The sequence below is a fragment of the Corynebacterium nuruki S6-4 genome, from assembly GCF_007970465.1.
GTDB classification, from domain to species: domain Bacteria; phylum Actinomycetota; class Actinomycetes; order Mycobacteriales; family Mycobacteriaceae; genus Corynebacterium; species Corynebacterium nuruki.
In genome coordinates, this window is record NZ_CP042429.1 from 1,667,063 (window position 1) to 1,685,131 (window position 18,069).

Genomic DNA, 18,069 nt, shown 5'->3' on the forward strand with positions numbered 1-18,069 from the left:
GGCGCTGCGCCTACTTCTCGTTGAGGGCGCGCTCGAAGATGGCGGTGAGGGCGCTCTCCACCGTGTCCGAGGTGACGACCATGTAGAGCAGCGCCCCCAACGCGGCGGCGGCGACGCAACCAAGGGCGTACTCGATAGTTGACATCCCTGCGTCGCCCGGCTCGTCAGCCTCGTCAGTCTCGTCAGGGATGTCGACGTCCCCGTCGAGTTGGGCGGCGGGAAGCGGATCACCCCAGTCGTCCCCGTCGTCCCTGTCGTCCCAGTCATCGTCTCCGGTGTCGTCCTCCCCGTCCCAGTCGCCGAAGGGATCCGGGTCGACCCCGGCGGCGCAGGGGGACGTCACCTCCGGCCCGGTGGTCGGGCCGGTCCGGTCGCCGGTCAGGCGCGTCTTCGTTCCCGGTGCCGCTTCCTGCGTCATTTCCTGCCTCATTCGCTGTGGCATTTCCTGCGTCATTTCCTGTCCCGTTTCCAGTGTCGTTGTCATGTCGGTTCCTTCCGTGATGTTGTCCAGTCAGATTCCGGCGAAGCCCACCACCAGCGGTACGAGCCCGACCAGGATGAACGCCGGAAGAAAACAGAGGGTCAGGGGTGCGGCCACGACGACCAGCACCCGTTCGGAGGCGGCGAGGGACCGGTCGGCGGCCTCGCGCCGCAGTCGGGCGGCCTGCGCCCGGACGCCGCCGGCGAGCCGGGCACCGCTACGGGTCTGCCCGGCGGCCTGCCGGGCCACCGGCCCGTACGCCGGGTCGCGGCGCAGCGGCTCCCAGGCCGCCGGCCCGGCCCCCAGGGAGAGCAGGGCCGCCACTCTGGCGAGGTCCCTGTCGCCGTCCCCGTCACCGCCCCTGTCGCGGTCACGGTCGCCGGTCTCCGTGGCGGCCGCCCAGGCGTCCGCGACCGGCAGTCCGGCGACGAGCGACTCCGCGAAGGTGTCGAGGACCCGCGCCGCCGCCAGTCCCGCCGGCCCGGCACGCCGGCCCACCCCGCCGAGCACGGTGACGGTCAGCGACTCGGCCCACAGCACCCCGGCGCAGGCGAGGACCACCCCGACGAGCAGCAGGAGGACGCCGAGTGGATTACCGGTGAGGAACCCGAACGGTGACAGGCCCATCGACTGGCCGAGACCGAGTGCGCCGACGGGGAGGAGAAGCAGGATGGTCTCGGTGAGCCGGGCGCCGGCCAGCGCGCTGGAGGTGTGTCCCAGGTGGGTCAGCCGGGCGTCGAGGTCCTCGATCATCCGGTCGCTGAGCCGTCCGAGTGCCAGGCCGTGCCGGTCGGCGACGGCCCAGAGCCGGAACCACTGGTCCGTGACATCCGGCGCATCGGCCCCGTCAGCCCTGTGGCCCCTGTCGGTGGCGGCGGGGTCCGCGCCGAGCCGGACGAGCCCGACCCGGAACCGGAGCCGGTCGACGACCGCGCCACCGGTCCTCCCTTCCCCTTCAGGGGCCTCTGCCAGGGCGGCGACACCGTGCCCGGCGGCCTCCACCGGACGGGCCCCGACCGACAGGTCCCGGCCGACCGCGTCGGTGAACACCCGGAGTGCCCGGGCTGCGGCGCGGACCTCCGCCAGCTCGCGGATCCGGCCCGTCACCCGGCGCGCCGTGAACGCCACGACGGCGAGGGCACAGGTCAGTGCGGTGAAGGTCAGCACGGCACACCACCGGTGACCGGTTCCACGGTGAGTTCGCCGCGGCGGAGCACGAATCGCCCGATGCCGGTGAGCCGGCGGCGTCCACCGGACCGGTCGACGTGCAGGACGACGTCCACACCGTCGACGACCTGCCGGGCGACCGCTGCGTCGGGGATGCCGGCGAGGGCACCGAGTGCGGTCAGCCGGCCGGGGACGGCGTCCGGCCGGTTGGCGTGGACGGTTCCGGCACTGCCGGCGTGCCCGGTGTTGAAGGCGAGCAGCAGTTCGGCGATCTCCGCACCGCGGATCTCGCCGACGACGATCCGGTCGGGCCGCATCCGCAGCGCCTGCCGCACCAGCGTCCGCATGTCGACGGTCCCCGCGCCGTCCCCGGTGGCCTCCCTGGTGCGCAGGCCCACGACGTGCGGGTGGTCGGGAAACAGTTCGGGAGTGTCCTCGACCAGGAGTATCCGCTGGTCGGCGGGAACCTCGGCGAGCAGTGCGGCGAGCAGGGTGGTCTTGCCCGCCCCGGTCCCGCCGGTGACGAGGAACGACTGCCGCCGGGCCACGAGATCGCGCAGTTGCGCGGCGGTGTCGGCGTCGAACAGGCCGGCGGTCTGCAGGGACCGCAGACTGCGGTGGGACGCAGAGAGGGCGCGCAGGCTGATGCATGCCCCACCGGTCCCGGTGCCGGCGGGCGGGTCGAGGACCGCGTGGACGCGGACCGCCCGGGCCGCGACGCCGGGCGGGAGGTCGGTGAGCACCCCGTCGGCGAACGGCCGGGCATCGTCGAGACGGACCCCGCAGGCGGTGGCGAGGCGGACGGCGAGGTCGCGGCAGCGGTGTGCGTCGCGCATCCGCAGCCCGGTGGTCTCCAGGCCCCGTCCCCGGTCGATCCAGACGGGTCCGGGCCCGTTGACGAGGACGTCGGTGACCGTCGGATCCGCCAACGGGACCGCGAGATCACCGAGGCCGGAGAACTCCCGGCTGAGGTCCCGGACCGACTCGACCATGTCGGCGACACCTGAGTGATCGCCCCGGTCATGGAGCACCGCGGCGATGTCGGCGGGGGTCGGTTGCAGGACGCCCCGGTCGACGAGGCCTTCCCGCACCGTGGCGGCGAGTCCTGTCAGCCCCGTCATGCCGTCCACCTCGTCAGCGGTCCGGTCGGACGCGTTGTCCGGCCGGTCAGGTGTTCCCACAGCTCCGCAGCGGCGGTGGTGGCGGTCCCGGCGCGGGACGGGGCGAACTCGCCGGTGTCCACTTCACCGGCGAGGAACGGGTCGTGTTCCCACCAGATGTCCGGTGCCCGACCGAGGAGGGTGGCGGCGTGGTCCCGGCTGAGCTGGCCGTCAGGTATCCCGCGCAGGACGGTGTACAGGGCCGGGTCCCGGCCGAGCGCTGCGGCGGCGGCGACCGCCCCGGGGACGCTCGCCGGGAGGACGAGGACGCGCCAGAGGGTCCCGGGGAGGGCAGACCCGGTAGACCCGGAAGCCACGGAAGACCCGGTGGTCCCGGTGGTCCCGGTGGTCCCGGTCATCAGGGCCGGTGGGGCCACGCGTCCGGCGTCCACCACCACCGGGCACGGCACCAGGCCGGCCGTCGGGGCAGGAAGTCCCTGCCGGTCGCGGTTGAGCACGGCCACCTCGCCGGCGTGGGGGAGCCGACGCAGCAGCTCCGTCCCCGTCAGCGCCCCGTCTCCGGCACCGTCCCACCGGTGTCCGTCGATCCGGTCCATCCCCAGTACCGCGGGCAGGCCGACCGCACCGCCGGTGTCCGGGTCCGCGTCGATGAGCAGGGCGGTGCCGCAGCCGCCCGCCGCCGGGTCCGCGGCGACTCCCGCCAGCGCCGCGGCGAAGACGCTCGTCCCTGCTCCCCCCACCGCACCGTGGACGGTGACGGTGGGGTGGTCTTCCCGGCCGAGTGTCTCGGCGAGGTCGGCGGCCTGCTCCGGAAGCTGCAGCACCGTGCCTCCGGCGCTGTCCCCGGTACTGTCCCCTCCGCCGGTCCCCGATCCCACCCGCAGCAGCCGCACCGCGGTCCCCTCCTGTTCCAGTGCCCGGCACAGGGCACGGCACCGCTCGGCGTCCGCGTCGCTGATGAGGACCACGGCCCGGCCGGGTTCCCCGGCGGCCACCCGTGCGGCGAACCTCGCATCCTCACCGGAGATCGCCCCGGTACCGGCAGCACCGGCAGAACCCACGGCACCGACGGCACCGGCGGCACCCTCGGTACCGGAGTGGAGTCCGCGCAGTAACCGGCGCCCGGTCGCGGCGACGACCATCGCGACCTCGTCGACCAGACCGGGATCGGTGAGGACCTCCACGACGGTGGCGGCGCGCCGGGTCGTCCCCGCTGTCATTCCCGCCACCGGCGCCGCGTCCGCATCCGGTCGCGGACCTCTCAATCTCGTCAGGACGGTCTGTATCATCCCGGTGGTCTGCACGGTCTGAGCCGACTGTGCCGGTGCTGTCTGTGCTGTGTGCGTCATGTCTTCCCCTCTCCCCGGACGCCGGTCCCGACGTCATGTCCCCGCAGCGTGCCAGCACACCCGGCGTCCGTAAAGCACGGGACACCGGACGGCCCGGTTCTGTGGACAACGTCCGTCGGATTTACGTCCCGGACGCCGCGGACGACCGCCCTCCTGTGGACAACTCCGTCCCACCAGTCACATAAATCCCGACCGCCCCATACGTCCCGGGAGTAACGCACGGTGCTGTGCCGTCGTATGGTGGGGACGTGACCTCCAGCCAGGGCCCGACCACCGACGTCGGCACCGCTCCCGGTCCCGACGTCGCCACCGACCCCGGGGCCGCGCCGTCGAGCGTGCTCGCCGTCTTCGACCTCGACAAGACGGTCATCGACACCTCCGCGACGATGGCCTACCGCAAACCCCTGGCCGACCGCGGCCTCATCTCCACCGGCGAGATGCTCCGCATGCTCGCCATGCTGGCGAGCTACATGTTCACCGGGCACGACGACGAGTCCATGGACGCCACCCGCGACACACTCGTCGAGATGGTGAAGGGACGCCGCGCCGCCGACCTCGCCCGGGTCGCCGACGAAGCCCTGTCCGAGGTGATCATCCCCGTCGTCTACGCCGAGGCCCGCGAACTCATCGACCGGCACCGTGCCCTCGGCCACCGTATCGCCATCATCACGGCGTCCCCCCGCGAGATGGTCACCCCGATCGCCGAGGAACTCGGCGCCGACCACCTCATCGCCACCGAACTCGGCGTCGCCGAGGACGGCACGTACACCGGCGAGGTCCTGTTCTTCGCGAAGGGGACCGCGAAGGTCGGCGGACTGCGGCGGCTGGCGTCCCGGCACGGGTACCTGCTCACCGCCAGCTACGCCTACTCCGACTCGGCCACCGACCTGCCGCTGCTCGAAGCCGTCGGCCACCCGACCGCGGTCAACCCGGACAAGCAGCTGCGGCGGACCGCCGAGGCACGACACTGGCCGGTCCTCGAGTTCCGGCGCCGGGAACCGTTGTTCCACCGCCCGGAGCGCAGCGGGGTCATCGCCGGGGCGTCCGCCGGCCTCGCCGTCCTCGCCGCGCTCGCCACCGGGCTGCTGGTCCGCCACCGCGGCAGAGACTGACGGCGCCGGAAGGAACGGCAGCACCGACGTCTGCATCGGCAACGGAAACAAAGGACTGACTTCCCGCACGGCGGCAGAAACCCTCTGGCACAATGGTGACACGAACAGCGGCGTGTAACCTCTACCCCGCCACGGATTCACGACACAGGAGCATGCGCAGTGAGCGACAAGGACAACAGCCAGGACCACGGCCTGTTCACCGACCCGTCGACCTTCCACCCGGAAGTGTCGTCGATTCCGTTGACGGGTGCGGACACCGCCGAGGGACGGAAGAAGGCCGGTATCGGTGACCTCGTCAAGGACGCCACCGACCAGGTCTCCACCCTCATCCGGTCCGAGGTCGAGCTCGCCAAGACCGAGATCTCGGGGTCCGCGAAGAAGGCGGGTATCGCCACCGGACTGTTCGGCGGCGCCGGCGTCATCCTCGCCTACAGCTCATTCTTCTTTTTCTTCTTCCTCGCTGAGCTGCTCGACAACTGGATGCCCCGCTGGGTCGCCTTCCTCGTCGTCTTCCTCATCATGTTCGTCCTCGTCGCAGCGCTCGCACTCGTCGGCATCAAGTTCATCAAGGGTGTGAAGAAGCCCGCGGCGACGATCCAGTCGGTCTCCGACCTCAAGCAGGTCGTGCCCGGCTCCGGCGCCTCCGCCGGCCCGGACAACGGCCTGTACACCTAGTTCCGGTGACGCGATGACCGAGACCACTGCCCCGGAGCACCTTTTCGTGCACACCCGGGGCATTCGTCTGCATGCCGCCGTGCAGGGTCCCCGCACCGCCCCGCTCGTCCTGCTCATCCACGGCTTCGGCGGCGGCTGGTTCGACTGGGACGAGCTGCTCACCGCCTTCGAGGGCGAGGATCTGCGCCTTGCCGCCGTGGACCTGCGCGGCTACGGCAAATCCGACAAGACCCCGCGCGGCTACGACCTCACCACGGCGGCGTCCGACATGTCCGGCATGATCCGCGCCCTCGGCCACACCGACGCCCTCGTCGTCGGCCACGGCGAAGGCGGGATGATCGGCTGGACGATGGCCGCACACGAGCCGGGCCGCGTCCGCGGTCTGGTCACCCTGTCGTCCGGGCATCCGGTGGTGCTGGCACGCACCATGCTGCTGCACCCGTTCTCCCAGTGGACCAGGCTGCGCCCGTCACTGTTCGCGCAGCTGCCCCGGCTGCCGGAACGGCGGCTGCGGAAGAACAACTCCGCCGCCGTGGTGAAGGACTTCCGTGCCCAGGTCGCCCCGGGCTTCCGGGATACCGAGCAGTTCGCCACCGAGGCGGAACTGCGCCGGGAGGCGATGCAGGTCGACAAGGTCGCCCACCTGTCCTGCGAGTACCGGCGCTGGACCGTGCGCAGCCGGTTCCGGCCGGAGGGTTTCCGCTTCAACAGCAGCTTCCCGCCCCACACTCTCGCCCGGGCGGTCGGTGTCGACGGGTCGATGGATCCCGCCTACGACCGCCGCATCGCCCGACGGTCGGTGCGTCGCGGTGCCGACGGCTCCGACACGGTCGTCCTCTACGGCGTCGGCCACTTCCCCCACATCGAGGACGCCCCGGCCGTCGCCGACGTCATCCGGAACTTCCCGCCCGCCGCCGGCTAGCCGTACTTCCCGGGGAAGTCGGTGGAACGAACCCAGGTGGCGGATTCTAGCGATCGACGCAACACCCTCACGGGTAGCGGATCTGCTTAAGCCTCACCGAGGATACCGTCCAGTTCCGCCCACATCGCCTCAGCGGGGGTAGCCCAGTTCAGTGCCTTCCGCGGCCGGTTGTTCATCAGCATCTCCACCTCCCGCAACCGGTCACGCCCATGGACCGACAGGTCCGTGGACTTCGGGAAGTACTGCCGCAGCAACCCGTTGGTGTTCTCGTTGGTGCCCCGCTGCCACGGGGAATGCGGATCACAGAAGTACACGTCCAGATCCGCGGCCACACTGATCTCCCTGTGCAACGACATCTCCGACCCCTGGTCCCAGGTCACCGACAACCCCATCTGGGCGGGCATGCCGGTGAACCGTTCGATCATCGCGTCGCGGACACTGAGTGCATCATGGGCACCGGGCAGGTGCAGCAGCATCACGTACCGGGTCTTACGGTCGACCAGCGTGCCGATCGCGGACTTGTTGTACGCCCCACAGATCAGATCCCCTTCCCAGTCACCGGGTACCGCCCGGTCCTCGATCTCAGCGGGCCGCTCGGCGATGCTGACCCGGTCATGGTCGCGGGGGATCCTCACCGCTGACTCCCTGGGTTTACGGGTTGTCCGACCGGTACGCAGGGCCTTTTTCACCTCACTGCGCAGGCTGCCCTTCGGGTAGACGTACAACGCCTGGTAAATCGTCTCAGTACACACATGCCACTCCGGATGCTCGGGGAAGTCCAACCGTAACCGGTGGGCGATCTGCTCGGGTGACCAGTGCTCCAGTCGTTGGGTGATCAGCGCCCGCAGCATCGGGTCGGCGTACACCTTCGACAACCTCGGTCGGGCCCGGCGGGCTGCGGCATGCCGGGTCGCGGTGAACGGGTTGTACACCAGGTCACCGGCCCCGCCGGTACTGCCGGTGTCGCCGGGATCGGCAGGATCAGCAGGATCAGCAGGATCAGCAGGATCACTGTTGCGGGCGAGTTCCCGGCTGATCGTGGACCGGTGCCTGCCCAGCTTCCGGGCGATCGCCGCCTTCGTCGCTCCCTCACGCAGCATCACCGCGATGGTGTCCCGTTCTGCCGCGGTCAGGTACCGGTCGGATATCACCCGGTCAGGGTCACGGTGGTGGACCGGGGCGGCCGGTGGCATCCGGGGATCGGGTGCCGGGGTGTCAAAGACCATCGGGGCGGGGATACTGTGCCGGCCACTGTGCCGACCACGTCGGCGGGTGGGTTTGGCCGTGGGACTGTGCCGGGCACGGTTCCCCCGGTGGGCACCACGATCGGCACTGTCGGCGGTGAACCCGGCTTTCCGGTCCACGGCGTCGGTGGCGTCGGTGGCGTCGGTGGCGTCGGTGGTGTCGGTGGCGCGGCCCAGTTTGCGGTCCCTGCGGGCAGATGGTCGACGCACCGGTGCCGCCGGTGTCGCCGATGCCGCCTCAGACTCCACGGGGCCGCCGGCAGGCGGGTTCTTCCGGGCCCGGACTGCCGGTGCAGCAACCGGCGCGGGACTCGGTGCGGGACTCGGTGCGACCGGGCGCAGTGCGGCGCCGGGTTTACGCCGGAGCTGTCTGCGGCCGGCCCGTCCGGCATCACGCTGACGCTGATCAGCGGCGTGTTGGCGCCGAACCCGTTTCGGGGTGTCGACGGTGATCTGGTCGGCCACGGCGGTGTTCACATCTGATGAGTACACCCCGTCGGGATCCAGTTGCGACAGTGGCCTGCCGGTACTGGCCGCCGCTGTCGCCGGGGTCGCCCCGGACAGCAGTGCCCGGTAGAAACTGATGGTCGCCTCGTCGTAGGCATCCTCCGGCCGGGCGGGGGTCGGGAACCGGTTGGCCCAACCGCAGACGGTCTGACGGGTCACGTTGATCAGTGCGGCGACGTCAGCCTGGGTCATACCCGCGCTGACCAGGATCAGTGCGAGTTGCCGGACAAGGTGGTTGGGGCGGCGCCGTGGGGTGTGGAGCCCGTGCCGGGTCAACCAGTCGTTGACCGTGGTAGCCGGGCGGCCCAGTGCCGTGGATATCTGTCGGACGGTGGAGCCGGCGGCGTGCTCGGTGATCATCAACTCGCGCTCGGCGGGGGTGAAGGCGGTGAAGGCGAGGAGTCTCTGCGCGGGGGTGGATCGCGGTCCGGCGGTGGGCCGGTGCGAGGGGTTCGGTGTGGGCCCTGTTCACTCCTGAACATGTCAGGGGTGTTGCAACGACCACTGGAACCCAAGGGTGCCGCTCCAGGTCGGATTTTTCGACCTGTGGGTTCGTTCCGTCGACCTGCGGTCCTGGATGTCGACCTGTCGGTTCGTTCCACCGACCTCCCCGGGAACTGCAGTCAGCCCACCACGCACTGCTGCGTGTCGGCCGGGTCCCGGTAGCGGTCGTCGTAGGTGCCGGCCTCCCCCACGTGGTCAAGCACCTCCTGCTTGGTCAGCGCGTACCCGGTCTCCGAGTCGCCGACGGCGGCACCGAAGACGAGTCCGAGGACGTGCCCGTCGGCGTCCACCACCGGCCCGCCCGAGTTGCCCTGCACCACGGTGCCCCGCAGCGTGTAGGCCTCCCGGTCCACCCGTGCGTCGGCGTAGATGTCCGGTCCCGAGACCGTGAACATGTCACGGACCCGCGCAGGCTGGGCCTTGAACGGACCACCCATCGGGTAGCCCATGACGATGGCGTCCTGGTTCGGCTCCCCGACCTCGTCGGCCCACTCCAGCGGGGTCAGACCCAGATCGTCGCTGACGCGCAGCAGCGCGATGTCCTCACTGGGGTTGTAGTAGACGACCTGTGCGTCGGACTCCCCGTTGACCGTCGCCAGGCCGACCGTGTCGGTGCCCGCGACGACATGCGCGTTCGTCATCACCGTGTCCGGGGTGACGAGGAATCCGCTGCCCTGCAGGATGCGGCTGCACTGGGACGCCTGGCCGACGACCCGCACCACCGAATCGCGGGTGGAGGCGACCGCGGACCCGCCGGCCAGCGTCCCGTCGGGTTCGCCGACCTCGGCGACCGGGACCTTGTCGAACGGGTCGGTGACGACCGGGAATCCCGAGTCGTTGAAGAGGGTCGCGGTGCGCTGCGGCAGCGCCTCCAGCCACCCCGGCGCGACGGTGCTCACCCCGCCGAGGACCGACGAGGCCCGCACCGCCTTCCCGAAGTCACCGGAACTGTTCGAGGCCACCGGCACCACCACCAGCCACAGCACAACCAGGGTGGTGATGACCTGGGCGAGCGCCCCGACACCGGACTCGACCCGCATCAGCGACCGGGTCCGGATCCGGTCACGCAACCGGACGCCGATCACCGATCCCAGCGTGTAGCCGATGATCACCGCACCGGCGACGACGCCGACCGCGGCGAGCAGCCGGGCGGCGTCCCCGTCGACGTGGTCGAGCACCGTCGGCAGGAATTCCAGGCCCAGATAGCCGCCGCCGAGCACCCCGGCCAGGGACAGGACCGCGGAGAACCCGCCCTGCCGCCATCCCGAGAGCATGGCCAGGAGGGCAAGGATGAGGATGACGATATCGACGGTGGTTCCGGTCACGGCGTCTCCTCCACTCCGATACCCCGCATGTCAGCCGGGGTCATGGTCTCCCCGTTGCGGGACCGCTCCAGGGCCGCGAAGAGGTTCTCCGGCTCCCGGTCGGCGTCCCACCAGGGGCGCTCCCAGCCGCCGAACCGGAGCAGGGCGTCCACCAGACCGCCGGTGAACCCCCACAGCAGGTAGCCGTCGACGTCGAACGCCGGGCCCTCCCAACCGCCGAAACCGACCCGGGTCCGCACGGCGGGGTCCGCGAGGTCGCGGACCGGCACACTGCGCACCCAGTCGTTCTCGTCGGTGGCGGGGCTGACCGCACTCGGTGAGCGCCACCAGCCCAGCACCGGGACGACCGCGTGGTTCGTCCGGTCGATGTACAGCGGTTCGAGCACCGCCAGCGGGTCCACGCCGTCCGGACGCAGCCCCGTCTCCTCGGTCGCCTCCCGCAGCGCCGTGGCCACCGGCGACGGGTCCGTGGGCTCCCGGTGCCCGCCCGGGAAGGCGATCTGTCCGGAGTGGGACCGCAGCGACGGATTGCGGTGGGTCAGCAGCAGCGACGGATCTCCGGCACCGGCCGACGGGGAACCGTCATCGGCGCCGGTTGACCCGTCGGCCCCGTCTGACCCGTCGGCGAGCAGCATGAGCACCGCTGACGGCCGGGGCGGTGTGCCGTCGGGACCGTTCGCCGGAACATGGCGCGACGGATCCGACAGCACCCGCGAGGCGTCGCGCGACGCGGCGGTCAGCGGGTCGATCCAGGTGGGCAGGCCGGACGGCAGGTCCGGCTGGGACCTGCCCGCGTCCAGCCAGGCGTCGAGGGAGAAAGTCATGGGAGCCCCACCCTACCCGGCGGCACCGCCCAGGACCGCCTCAACATCCGCGACGGAGTGCAGCTCACCGGGGTGCAGCGTGACGCGTGAACCGTCCGCCCGGTAGATCACCGAGACCGGGACGACCGCGGGCAGTGCGGCGGCCGCGGCGACGGCCCCGTCGGAATCCTGGTAGCTCGGCAGCCGGACCCCCAGATCCGCCAGCATGTCCGCACCGGCCTGCCCCCGCTCCGCGGCGTGGACACCGACGATGTTCCACTCCGGGTGCTTCGCCGCGGCCTCCGCCAGGACGGGCAGTTCGGCCCGGCACGGCTGGCACCACCACGCCCACACGTTGACAAGGGTCGGGCGCCCGGCCAGTGCCGCGCCGAGATCGACACTGCCGTGGCCGCCGCCGTCGGTGAGACAGGACAGTGAGACCCCGCCCAGTTCACCGGTGCCGGACGCCGCCCCGGGTGCCGGTGCGGGACAGTCCGCCCGGCTGCCCGCCGCCACCGTGTACGTCGTCCCCGACGGATCGGGGGACGACCCCGCGTCCGGGGCCTCGGTCACCGGGACACCCTGTCCCGCCAGCCCGCCGGAGACGGCACCCGAGGTGGCCGGGGCTGCGTGATCATCACCGGAGCCGGCCAGTGAGATGACCATCGGCACCGCCGCCACCGCCAGTCCGATGACGACCGCGAGGACCAGAACAACGGTCCGCACCCTGCTGCTCACGCCTGCTCCTTCACGAGATCGGCGGCCGCAGCCGGATCCATCGGCCCCACTGTGCCCGCCGACGGGCACAGCCGGACGAGGACGCAGGCCCCGCAGGCGGCCCGGCGTGCATGGCACACCGCGCGGCCGTGGAAGATCAGCCGGTGGGAGAACATGGTCCACTCCTTCTTCTCGACCATCGCCGTGATCTCCCGCTCCACGGCCACCGGATCGGTCTGTTCGGTGAGCCCGAGCCGGCGCACGACGCGGCCGACGTGGGTGTCCACCGGGAACCCGGGGACGCCGAAGGCGTTGCCCAGCACCACATTCGCCGTCTTACGCCCCACCCCGGGCAGGGCGACGAGTTCGGCCATCGTGTCCGGCACCTCGCCGCCGTGGTCGGCGGTGAGCGCGGCCCCGAGCCGGATGAGGTTGCCGGCCTTGTTCCGGAAGAAGCCGGTCGGCCGGATGTACTCCTCCAGTGTCGCCCGGTCGGCCGCCGCATAGGAGGCGGCGTCCGGGTAGGCGGCGAACAGCGCCGGGGTGACCTGGTTGACCCGGACATCCGTGCACTGGGCGGACAGGATCGTCGCGACCAGCAGCTCCAACGGGGTGGTGTGGTCGAGGGCGCACCGGGCGTGCGGGTATTCTTTGGCCAGGAGACGGTTGATCCGGCGGGTGCGCCGGGTCCGCGCGAGCGGGGTCTCCCCGCGTCGGGACGCGACGGCGGTGGTCGATGCCGTATGAGGCAGAGTGGACATGTCCACCACCATAACCGTCGGCGGAATCCCCCCTGGTACCACATGAACGCTCCGCAGGTTGTAGTCTGTGCGGTGAACCATTTTCCGCGGCCGTTGTGACTAACCTGTCACGGGCCGAAGAGCTTTCACAGGAGTTATACGCGCAATGGGCGAAGCAGAAGAGATCCTCTCCCGCGCCGGGATCTTCCAGGGTGTCGATCCGGCGGCGGTCAACGCCCTCATCGAACAGCTCGATTCCGTCACGTTCCCTCGCGGCACCACCATCTTCGACGAGGGTGAACCGGGCGACCGGCTGTACGTCATCATCAGCGGCAAGGTGAAGCTCGCCCGCCACGCACCCGACGGCCGGGAGAACCTGCTGACGATCATGGGCCCCTCCGACATGTTCGGTGAGCTGTCGATCTTCGATCCGGGTCCCCGGACCTCCGCGGCGGTGTGCGTCACCGAGGTCAAGGCCGCCTCGATGGACTCCCACATGCTGCACGACTGGATCCACGCCCACCCGGAGATCGCCGATCAGCTGCTCCGGGTCCTGGCCCGCCGCCTGCGGCGCACCAACAACTCGCTGGCCGACCTCATCTTCACCGATGTGCCGGGCCGGGTGGCCAAGGCCCTGCTGCAGCTGGCGAACCGGTTCGGTGTGCAGGAGGGTGGTGCCCTGCGCGTCCACCACGACCTCACGCAGGAGGAGATCGCCCAGCTCGTCGGCGCCTCCCGCGAGACGGTGAACAAGGCACTGGCCGAGTTCGCGCACCGTGGCTGGATCCGGCTGGAGGGCAAGTCGGTGCTCATCTCCGACACCGAACGCCTGGCCAAGCGCGCCCGGTAGCGCAGCGGCCTGCAGCAATCTGCAGCCATCCGGAACATCCGGCCTGACCGCGTCAGGGTGACACACCTGCCCACCCTGGCGCGGTCAGTGTCGTCTCCGGCCCCGGTCGGGCACTGCGGGATCCGAACTTTTCCGGTGGCCGGACGCGACGGCCTGTCCGGCGACGCCGGGACAGGCGCCGGACTCCTCGGACAGCAGGTGGATGTATCTGACGGCGCCTGACCAGGTGCAGGGCCACGACCCCCGCTCAGCCGAGTTCCCCGCTGATCCGCTGCAGCACCCGCATGGCGGCGGCGACGTCCCCGGCCATATCTGTGGCCACGTTCCCGGCAACACCCCCGGCTCCATCCCCGACCCGGACCCCGGCTCCGTCGCCGTCAGGTCCGTCACCGAGCGCCGGGGCCAGTGCACGGCGCCAGACCTGACGGACCTGGGAAAGGTTCTCCGCGGCGAGGGTGGTGGGGTGGATCCTCGTCACCCGCCCGTCCGCGGCGTCCGGAATCCGGGTGATCAGACCCTTGCCCTCCAGTGACCGCAGGGCAGCGCTGGTGTTGCTGCTGCGCAGGCCGAGTTCGGTGCCGAGCGTCTTGGGGGTCACACCCGGCTCGTCGTCGATGCGCGACATGACCATGGCCTCGAGATGGGTGAGGGCGACGCCGCCGGACTCCCGGACCTCGAGCGCCTGGATTCGCCGCGCGACCCGCAGGATGAGGTCAGCGAGGTCGGCGGAGTCTGCAGGGCCGACAGAGTCAGCAGGCTCAGCAGGGTCGGTTGTCCCCGGGTTGACATCTGCACACATTCTTCTACGCTAACATAGCTACTAAATCATAGATAGGAATTGTGCATGACTTCCGCTGCCCGCGACAGCACACCGACGACCCCGCCCGGCACTCCGTCCGGCACTCCGTCCAACTCCGGGACGATCTCCACCCCGCTGCTGCTCACCCTGGCGCTCCTCTCCGCCGTCGCCCCCTTCGCGACCGACCTGTACCTGCCCGGACTCCCCCAGATCGTCGGCGACCTCGACACGACGACCTCCGGCGCCGAGCTCTCCCTCACCGCATTCCTCATCGGCGCCGCCGTCGGCCAGGTCATCTTCGGCCCACTGTCCGACCGGCTGGGACGCCGCGGCCCGCTCCTCCTCGGCACCCTGATCTACCTGCTGTGCAGTATCGGTACTGCACTCGCCCCCTCACTCTGGCTGCTCATCACCCTCCGCCTCATCCAGGGCATCACCGGCGCGGCGGGCATGGTCATCGGCCGCGCGGTCATCTCCGACCGCTACCACGGTTCCGAGGCGGCACGGGCACTCAGCCTGATGATGATCGTCGGCGGGGTGGCCCCGGTCATCGCCCCGTTCCTCGGCAGTACCCTCGCCGACCCGATCGGCTGGCGCGGTCTGCTGTGGATCGTCGCCGGCCTCGGCCTGCTCGCCCTGGTGTGCTCGCTGACCTTCGTCCCGGAGACGCACGGTCCCGCCGAGCGGACGCGGCAGGACGCTGCCACTGCCGCCGCTGACCAGGATCCGTCAGCGACAACAGCGACGGCACAGCCCGGCACGCTGCGCCGGCTGTTCTCCCGCCCCTACCTCACCGCCACCCTGGCCTTCGCCTTCGGTTTCACCACGATGATGGCCTACATCTCGGCGTCCCCGTTCCTCTACCAGAACCTCATGGGCCTCGGCACCGTGCAGTACGGCCTCCTGTTCGGTCTCAACGCCCTGGTGCTGATGCTGGTCAGCATGGTCGCGGCGAACCTCACCCGGCGGTTCCGCATCCGGTCGGCGGCGCGCGCCGGACTCGGCATCAACCTGCTCGGCGTCCTCGTCTTCGGCCTGCTCGTCCTCGTCGACGCCCCGCCGCTGTCGCTGGCGGTCCCCCTCGTCTTCGTCGTCGGTTCCCTGGGCCTCGTCCTGGGCAACGCCACCGCGCTGGCGATGGACGCCGTCCCCGGGGCCGCCGGTTCCGCCTCCGCCCTGCTGGGCTTCCTCCAGTTCGGACTGGCCGGTATCGCCTCACCCCTGGTGGGCCTGGGCGGAGACATGGACGCCGCCCCGCTGGCGGTGACCATGCTCGTCGCCTCGGTGATCGGCAACCTCGCGATCGCCGCGTGTCCGACGAAGATCTGACGACGGCGGAACGAACCGACAGGTCGAATTTCCCGACTCCAAACCGCACGTCGGTTCGCGAACCCGACAGGGCCGCACCCCGGTTCGCGAACCCGACCGCCGCGGAGGATTCGGCTAATCGGCGTTGTAGCCCAGGTACCTCAGGGTCACGCGGGTGGACTGCTTCGCGGCGTCCCGCAGGACCGGGTCGACGTCGGTGTAGATCTCGTCGACGATCTGCCCCACCGTGGCGTCCGCACCGAGTTTGTCGACGGCGGCGGTGACCTGGCGGATCCGCTGTTCGCGACGGTTGATGTACTTCTCGACGACCTCGGCGGCGTCCGCCCGGTCCGGACCGTGCCCGGGCAGCAGGTGCACGCCGTGACTGCGCGCGTCCAGCTTCTTCAGCGAGGCGATGTACTGCCCGAGGTCACCGGTGGTCTCCGAGATCATGGTGGTGTGCCGCCCGGCGAGCGTGTCCCCGCTGACGATGCCTTCGACGTCGGCATCGGTGCCGGCCGCCCCACCATCGGTGTGGATGAAGAAACACACCGAGTCGTCGGTGTGGCCGGGGGTCGCCACGACCTCGATCGTCGGCGTCAGCCCGTCGAACCCGATGAGTTCGCCGTCGACGAGCGGCTCAGCACCGTGACAGAACCGCGGCGAGACCGCACGGACCGGGGCACCGGTGAGCTGCCGGAACCGCTCGGCCCCGTCGGCGTGGTCCCCGTGGTGGTGGGTGAGCAGGATCAGCCTGATCTCCGCACCCCCCTCGGTCGCCCGGCTGCGCAGGACATTGAGGTGCCCCTCATCCTGCGGACCCGGATCGATGACGACGGAGACCGTGTCGCCGGGCGCCCGGACGATCCAGGAATTGGTCCCCTCCAGAGCGGAGTAGCTGGGGTTGTCACACAGGACGACGCCGGTGGAGGGGGTGACGGGACGCAGCTGGCTGTACGCGGGATGCTCCATGCCCGCGAGTCTAGTGCCACCGTCGGAGGACGGGCAGCGGAACTCACCACCCCCGGGGGAGCGCGCCGCCCCCTGACCGGCACCGTCCGGCACCGTCCGGCACTGTCCGGCACCGTCCGGGACTGCCGGGACGCCGCGGTCAGCGCACGCGGACGATGAGCTCGACCTCGACCGGGCTGTCGAGCGGCAGTTCGGCGACCCCCACCGCGCTGCGGGCGTGGGCGCCGGCCTCCCCGAAGACCTCGCCGAGGAGTTCCGAGGCGCCGTTGACGACACCGGGCTGGCCGCCGAAACCGGCGGCGGAGGAGACGAATCCGACGACCTTGACCACCTGGACGACCTCGTCGAGTCCCACGAGGTCGTCGATCGCGGCGAGCGCGTTGAGGGTCGCGGTGCGGGCGAGATCCTTCGCCTGCTCCGCGGTGACGGCGGCACTGTCCCCGTCGCCGACCTTGCCGGTGGCGGGCAGCTCACCGTCGATGAAGGGCAGCTGGCCCGAGGTGAACACGAGGTCCCCGCTGCGCAGTGCCGGCACGTAGGCGGCGACCGGGGCGGCGACCGGGGGGAGGGTGAGGCCCAGCTCGGTGAGGCGGGCGGACGCGGTGGTGGTCACGCTACTTCTCCCTCTTCAGGTAGGCGATGTGCTGTTCTCCGGTGGGCCCGGGCAGCACGGTCACCAGGTCCCAGCCGTCCTCACCCCAGGTGTCCAGGATCTGCTTGGTGGCGTGGGTGAGCAGTGGCACGGTGGCGTATTCCCATTGAGTCATGGGCGCCAGTATAAGGGTCAGTGCGCCGACTCGAGCTGGCCCGCGAAGAAGTCGGCCCAGCTGTCGACCTCGGGGTGCTTGCGCAGCAGCGCACGGCGCTGACGTTCAGTCATCCCGCCCCAGACGCCGAATTCGACGTTGTTGTCGAGGGCGTCCGCCCGGCACTGCAGCACCACCGGGCAGTGCCGGCAGATGGCCACGGCCTTGCGCTGCGCGGCGCCCCGGACGAACAGCTCCTCCGGATCGACGTTGCGGCAGTGCGCCTGCGTGATCCACTCCCCGCGGTGGGTGAAGGACTCCCGCGTGGTGAGCTGGTCGGCGGTGCGCCGGACCACCCCGTCCGCGGCGCCGCCGGGCGCGGTCAGGAGTTGGTCGTGGTCGAGCGATGCAGTCATGGCAGGCCTCCCGCTGTGTTGTCGTCACCGTGGGAACCGGTGATCGGAGAGTGCCCCGGACGGGGCGTTCGGAAATTGTGTGTAAGTCTATTCACTTAGATTTAGAAGTGTCGAATGGCTCACAGGGCTGCGCAGTGTGGGACACGTCACCGACCGGGCGGTCCGCCCCTACCCCCGAATTGTGATTCCCACCACAGAATTGCGGAATTTCCCGTGATCGGCGCAGTTCGATCTGTGCGAACCGGCAGGTCACTCGCCCCCGTTCCCGGATCCGCCCACCCTCGACCCGGACTCCCCGACATCCTCCGCCG

At 70.8% G+C, this 18,069-nt stretch carries 19 protein-coding genes; 5 read left to right on the top strand and 14 right to left on the bottom strand.

The window, feature by feature from the left end; translation table 11 throughout:
• Positions 1-10: 10 nt before the first annotated feature.
• The 4 genes from FSW06_RS07510 to FSW06_RS07525 form a co-directional block, all read right to left on the bottom strand.
• Positions 11-145: a DUF4244 domain-containing protein gene (locus tag FSW06_RS07510; protein ID WP_139024503.1), complete on the bottom strand. Its 135-nt coding sequence runs from the start codon at positions 143-145 to the stop codon at positions 11-13.
• Between the two features lie 366 nt (positions 146-511).
• Complete coding sequence (locus tag FSW06_RS07515; RefSeq protein ID WP_146881324.1) at positions 512-1,648, bottom strand: type II secretion system F family protein; 1,137 nt, start codon at positions 1,646-1,648, stop codon at positions 512-514.
• On the bottom strand, positions 1,642-2,769 hold the full coding sequence (locus tag FSW06_RS07520) for a TadA family conjugal transfer-associated ATPase (RefSeq protein WP_040430360.1): 1,128 nt from the start codon (positions 2,767-2,769) through the stop codon (positions 1,642-1,644). The genes FSW06_RS07515 and FSW06_RS07520 overlap by 7 nt, the downstream gene beginning before the upstream one ends.
• Entirely contained in the window at positions 2,766-3,989 is a 1,224-nt protein-coding gene (locus tag FSW06_RS07525) for a CpaE-like family protein (RefSeq protein WP_010121021.1), read from the bottom strand. Before FSW06_RS07525 ends, FSW06_RS07520 begins: the two co-directional genes overlap by 4 nt.
• A 377-nt stretch (positions 3,990-4,366) precedes the next feature.
• Here FSW06_RS07525 and FSW06_RS07530 point away from each other — a divergent pair, with 377 nt between their 5' ends.
• The 3 genes from FSW06_RS07530 to FSW06_RS07540 all read left to right on the top strand — a co-directional run bounded on the left by FSW06_RS07530 (position 4,367) and on the right by FSW06_RS07540 (position 6,827).
• Positions 4,367-5,230 (top strand): HAD family hydrolase, encoded by an 864-nt coding sequence (locus FSW06_RS07530; RefSeq protein WP_010121022.1) that lies wholly within the window; start codon positions 4,367-4,369, stop codon positions 5,228-5,230.
• A gap of 159 nt (positions 5,231-5,389) precedes the next feature.
• Positions 5,390-5,905 carry a phage holin family protein gene (locus FSW06_RS07535; RefSeq protein WP_010121024.1) on the top strand — a complete coding sequence of 172 codons (516 nt, stop codon included), beginning with the start codon at positions 5,390-5,392 and terminating at the stop codon, positions 5,903-5,905.
• Between the two features lie 13 nt (positions 5,906-5,918).
• Positions 5,919-6,827 carry an alpha/beta fold hydrolase gene (locus tag FSW06_RS07540; RefSeq protein ID WP_010121026.1) on the top strand — a complete coding sequence of 303 codons (909 nt, stop codon included), beginning with the start codon at positions 5,919-5,921 and terminating at the stop codon, positions 6,825-6,827.
• An 86-nt stretch (positions 6,828-6,913) separates the two neighbouring features.
• On the opposite strand, the gene FSW06_RS15055 is transcribed toward FSW06_RS07540, so the two are convergent.
• The 5 genes from FSW06_RS15055 to nth form a co-directional block, all read right to left on the bottom strand.
• Positions 6,914-8,938 (bottom strand): IS30 family transposase, encoded by a 2,025-nt coding sequence (locus tag FSW06_RS15055; RefSeq protein WP_420838747.1) that lies wholly within the window; start codon positions 8,936-8,938, stop codon positions 6,914-6,916.
• A 263-nt stretch (positions 8,939-9,201) separates the two neighbouring features.
• Positions 9,202-10,407: a MarP family serine protease gene (locus FSW06_RS07555; RefSeq protein ID WP_010121033.1), complete on the bottom strand. Its 1,206-nt coding sequence runs from the start codon at positions 10,405-10,407 to the stop codon at positions 9,202-9,204.
• A complete protein-coding gene (locus FSW06_RS07560; RefSeq protein ID WP_010121034.1) occupies positions 10,404-11,231 on the bottom strand; it encodes an NUDIX hydrolase in 828 nt (275 codons plus the stop codon). Before FSW06_RS07560 ends, FSW06_RS07555 begins: the two co-directional genes overlap by 4 nt.
• 12 nt (positions 11,232-11,243) lie before the next feature.
• The gene (locus FSW06_RS07565) at positions 11,244-11,948 is read right to left on the bottom strand and encodes a TlpA family protein disulfide reductase (RefSeq protein WP_010121035.1); all 705 of its coding nucleotides are present in this window, start codon (positions 11,946-11,948) and stop codon (positions 11,244-11,246) included.
• Positions 11,945-12,688 carry an endonuclease III gene (nth, locus tag FSW06_RS07570; RefSeq protein WP_139024504.1) on the bottom strand — a complete coding sequence of 248 codons (744 nt, stop codon included), beginning with the start codon at positions 12,686-12,688 and terminating at the stop codon, positions 11,945-11,947. Before nth ends, FSW06_RS07565 begins: the two co-directional genes overlap by 4 nt.
• A gap of 145 nt (positions 12,689-12,833) precedes the next feature.
• Here nth and glxR point away from each other — a divergent pair, with 145 nt between their 5' ends.
• On the top strand, positions 12,834-13,517 hold the full coding sequence (glxR, locus tag FSW06_RS07575; RefSeq protein ID WP_010121037.1) for a CRP-like cAMP-activated global transcriptional regulator GlxR: 684 nt from the start codon (positions 12,834-12,836) through the stop codon (positions 13,515-13,517).
• Positions 13,518-13,764: 247 nt separating this feature from the next.
• On the opposite strand, the gene FSW06_RS07580 is transcribed toward glxR, so the two are convergent.
• Positions 13,765-14,316, bottom strand: a complete 552-nt coding sequence (locus FSW06_RS07580) for a MarR family winged helix-turn-helix transcriptional regulator (protein WP_010121039.1) — start codon at positions 14,314-14,316, stop codon at positions 13,765-13,767.
• Positions 14,317-14,361: 45 nt separating this feature from the next.
• Here FSW06_RS07580 and FSW06_RS07585 point away from each other — a divergent pair, with 45 nt between their 5' ends.
• Entirely contained in the window at positions 14,362-15,645 is a 1,284-nt protein-coding gene (locus tag FSW06_RS07585) for a multidrug effflux MFS transporter (protein WP_010121041.1), read from the top strand.
• 114 nt (positions 15,646-15,759) lie between these two features.
• Here the strand turns inward: FSW06_RS07585 and FSW06_RS07590 are convergent, their stop codons facing one another.
• From FSW06_RS07590 to FSW06_RS07600, 4 genes are all read right to left on the bottom strand, one after another.
• Entirely contained in the window at positions 15,760-16,596 is an 837-nt protein-coding gene (locus tag FSW06_RS07590) for an MBL fold metallo-hydrolase (protein WP_010121042.1), read from the bottom strand.
• A 139-nt stretch (positions 16,597-16,735) separates the two neighbouring features.
• A complete protein-coding gene (locus tag FSW06_RS07595; RefSeq protein ID WP_010121043.1) occupies positions 16,736-17,209 on the bottom strand; it encodes a RidA family protein in 474 nt (157 codons plus the stop codon).
• Between the two features lies 1 nt (position 17,210).
• The gene (locus FSW06_RS14510; protein WP_010121044.1) at positions 17,211-17,363 is read right to left on the bottom strand and encodes a Sp36 family protein; all 153 of its coding nucleotides are present in this window, start codon (positions 17,361-17,363) and stop codon (positions 17,211-17,213) included.
• 17 nt (positions 17,364-17,380) lie between these two features.
• A complete protein-coding gene (locus FSW06_RS07600; RefSeq protein WP_010121045.1) occupies positions 17,381-17,758 on the bottom strand; it encodes a WhiB family transcriptional regulator in 378 nt (125 codons plus the stop codon).
• Positions 17,759-18,069 lie beyond the last annotated feature (311 nt).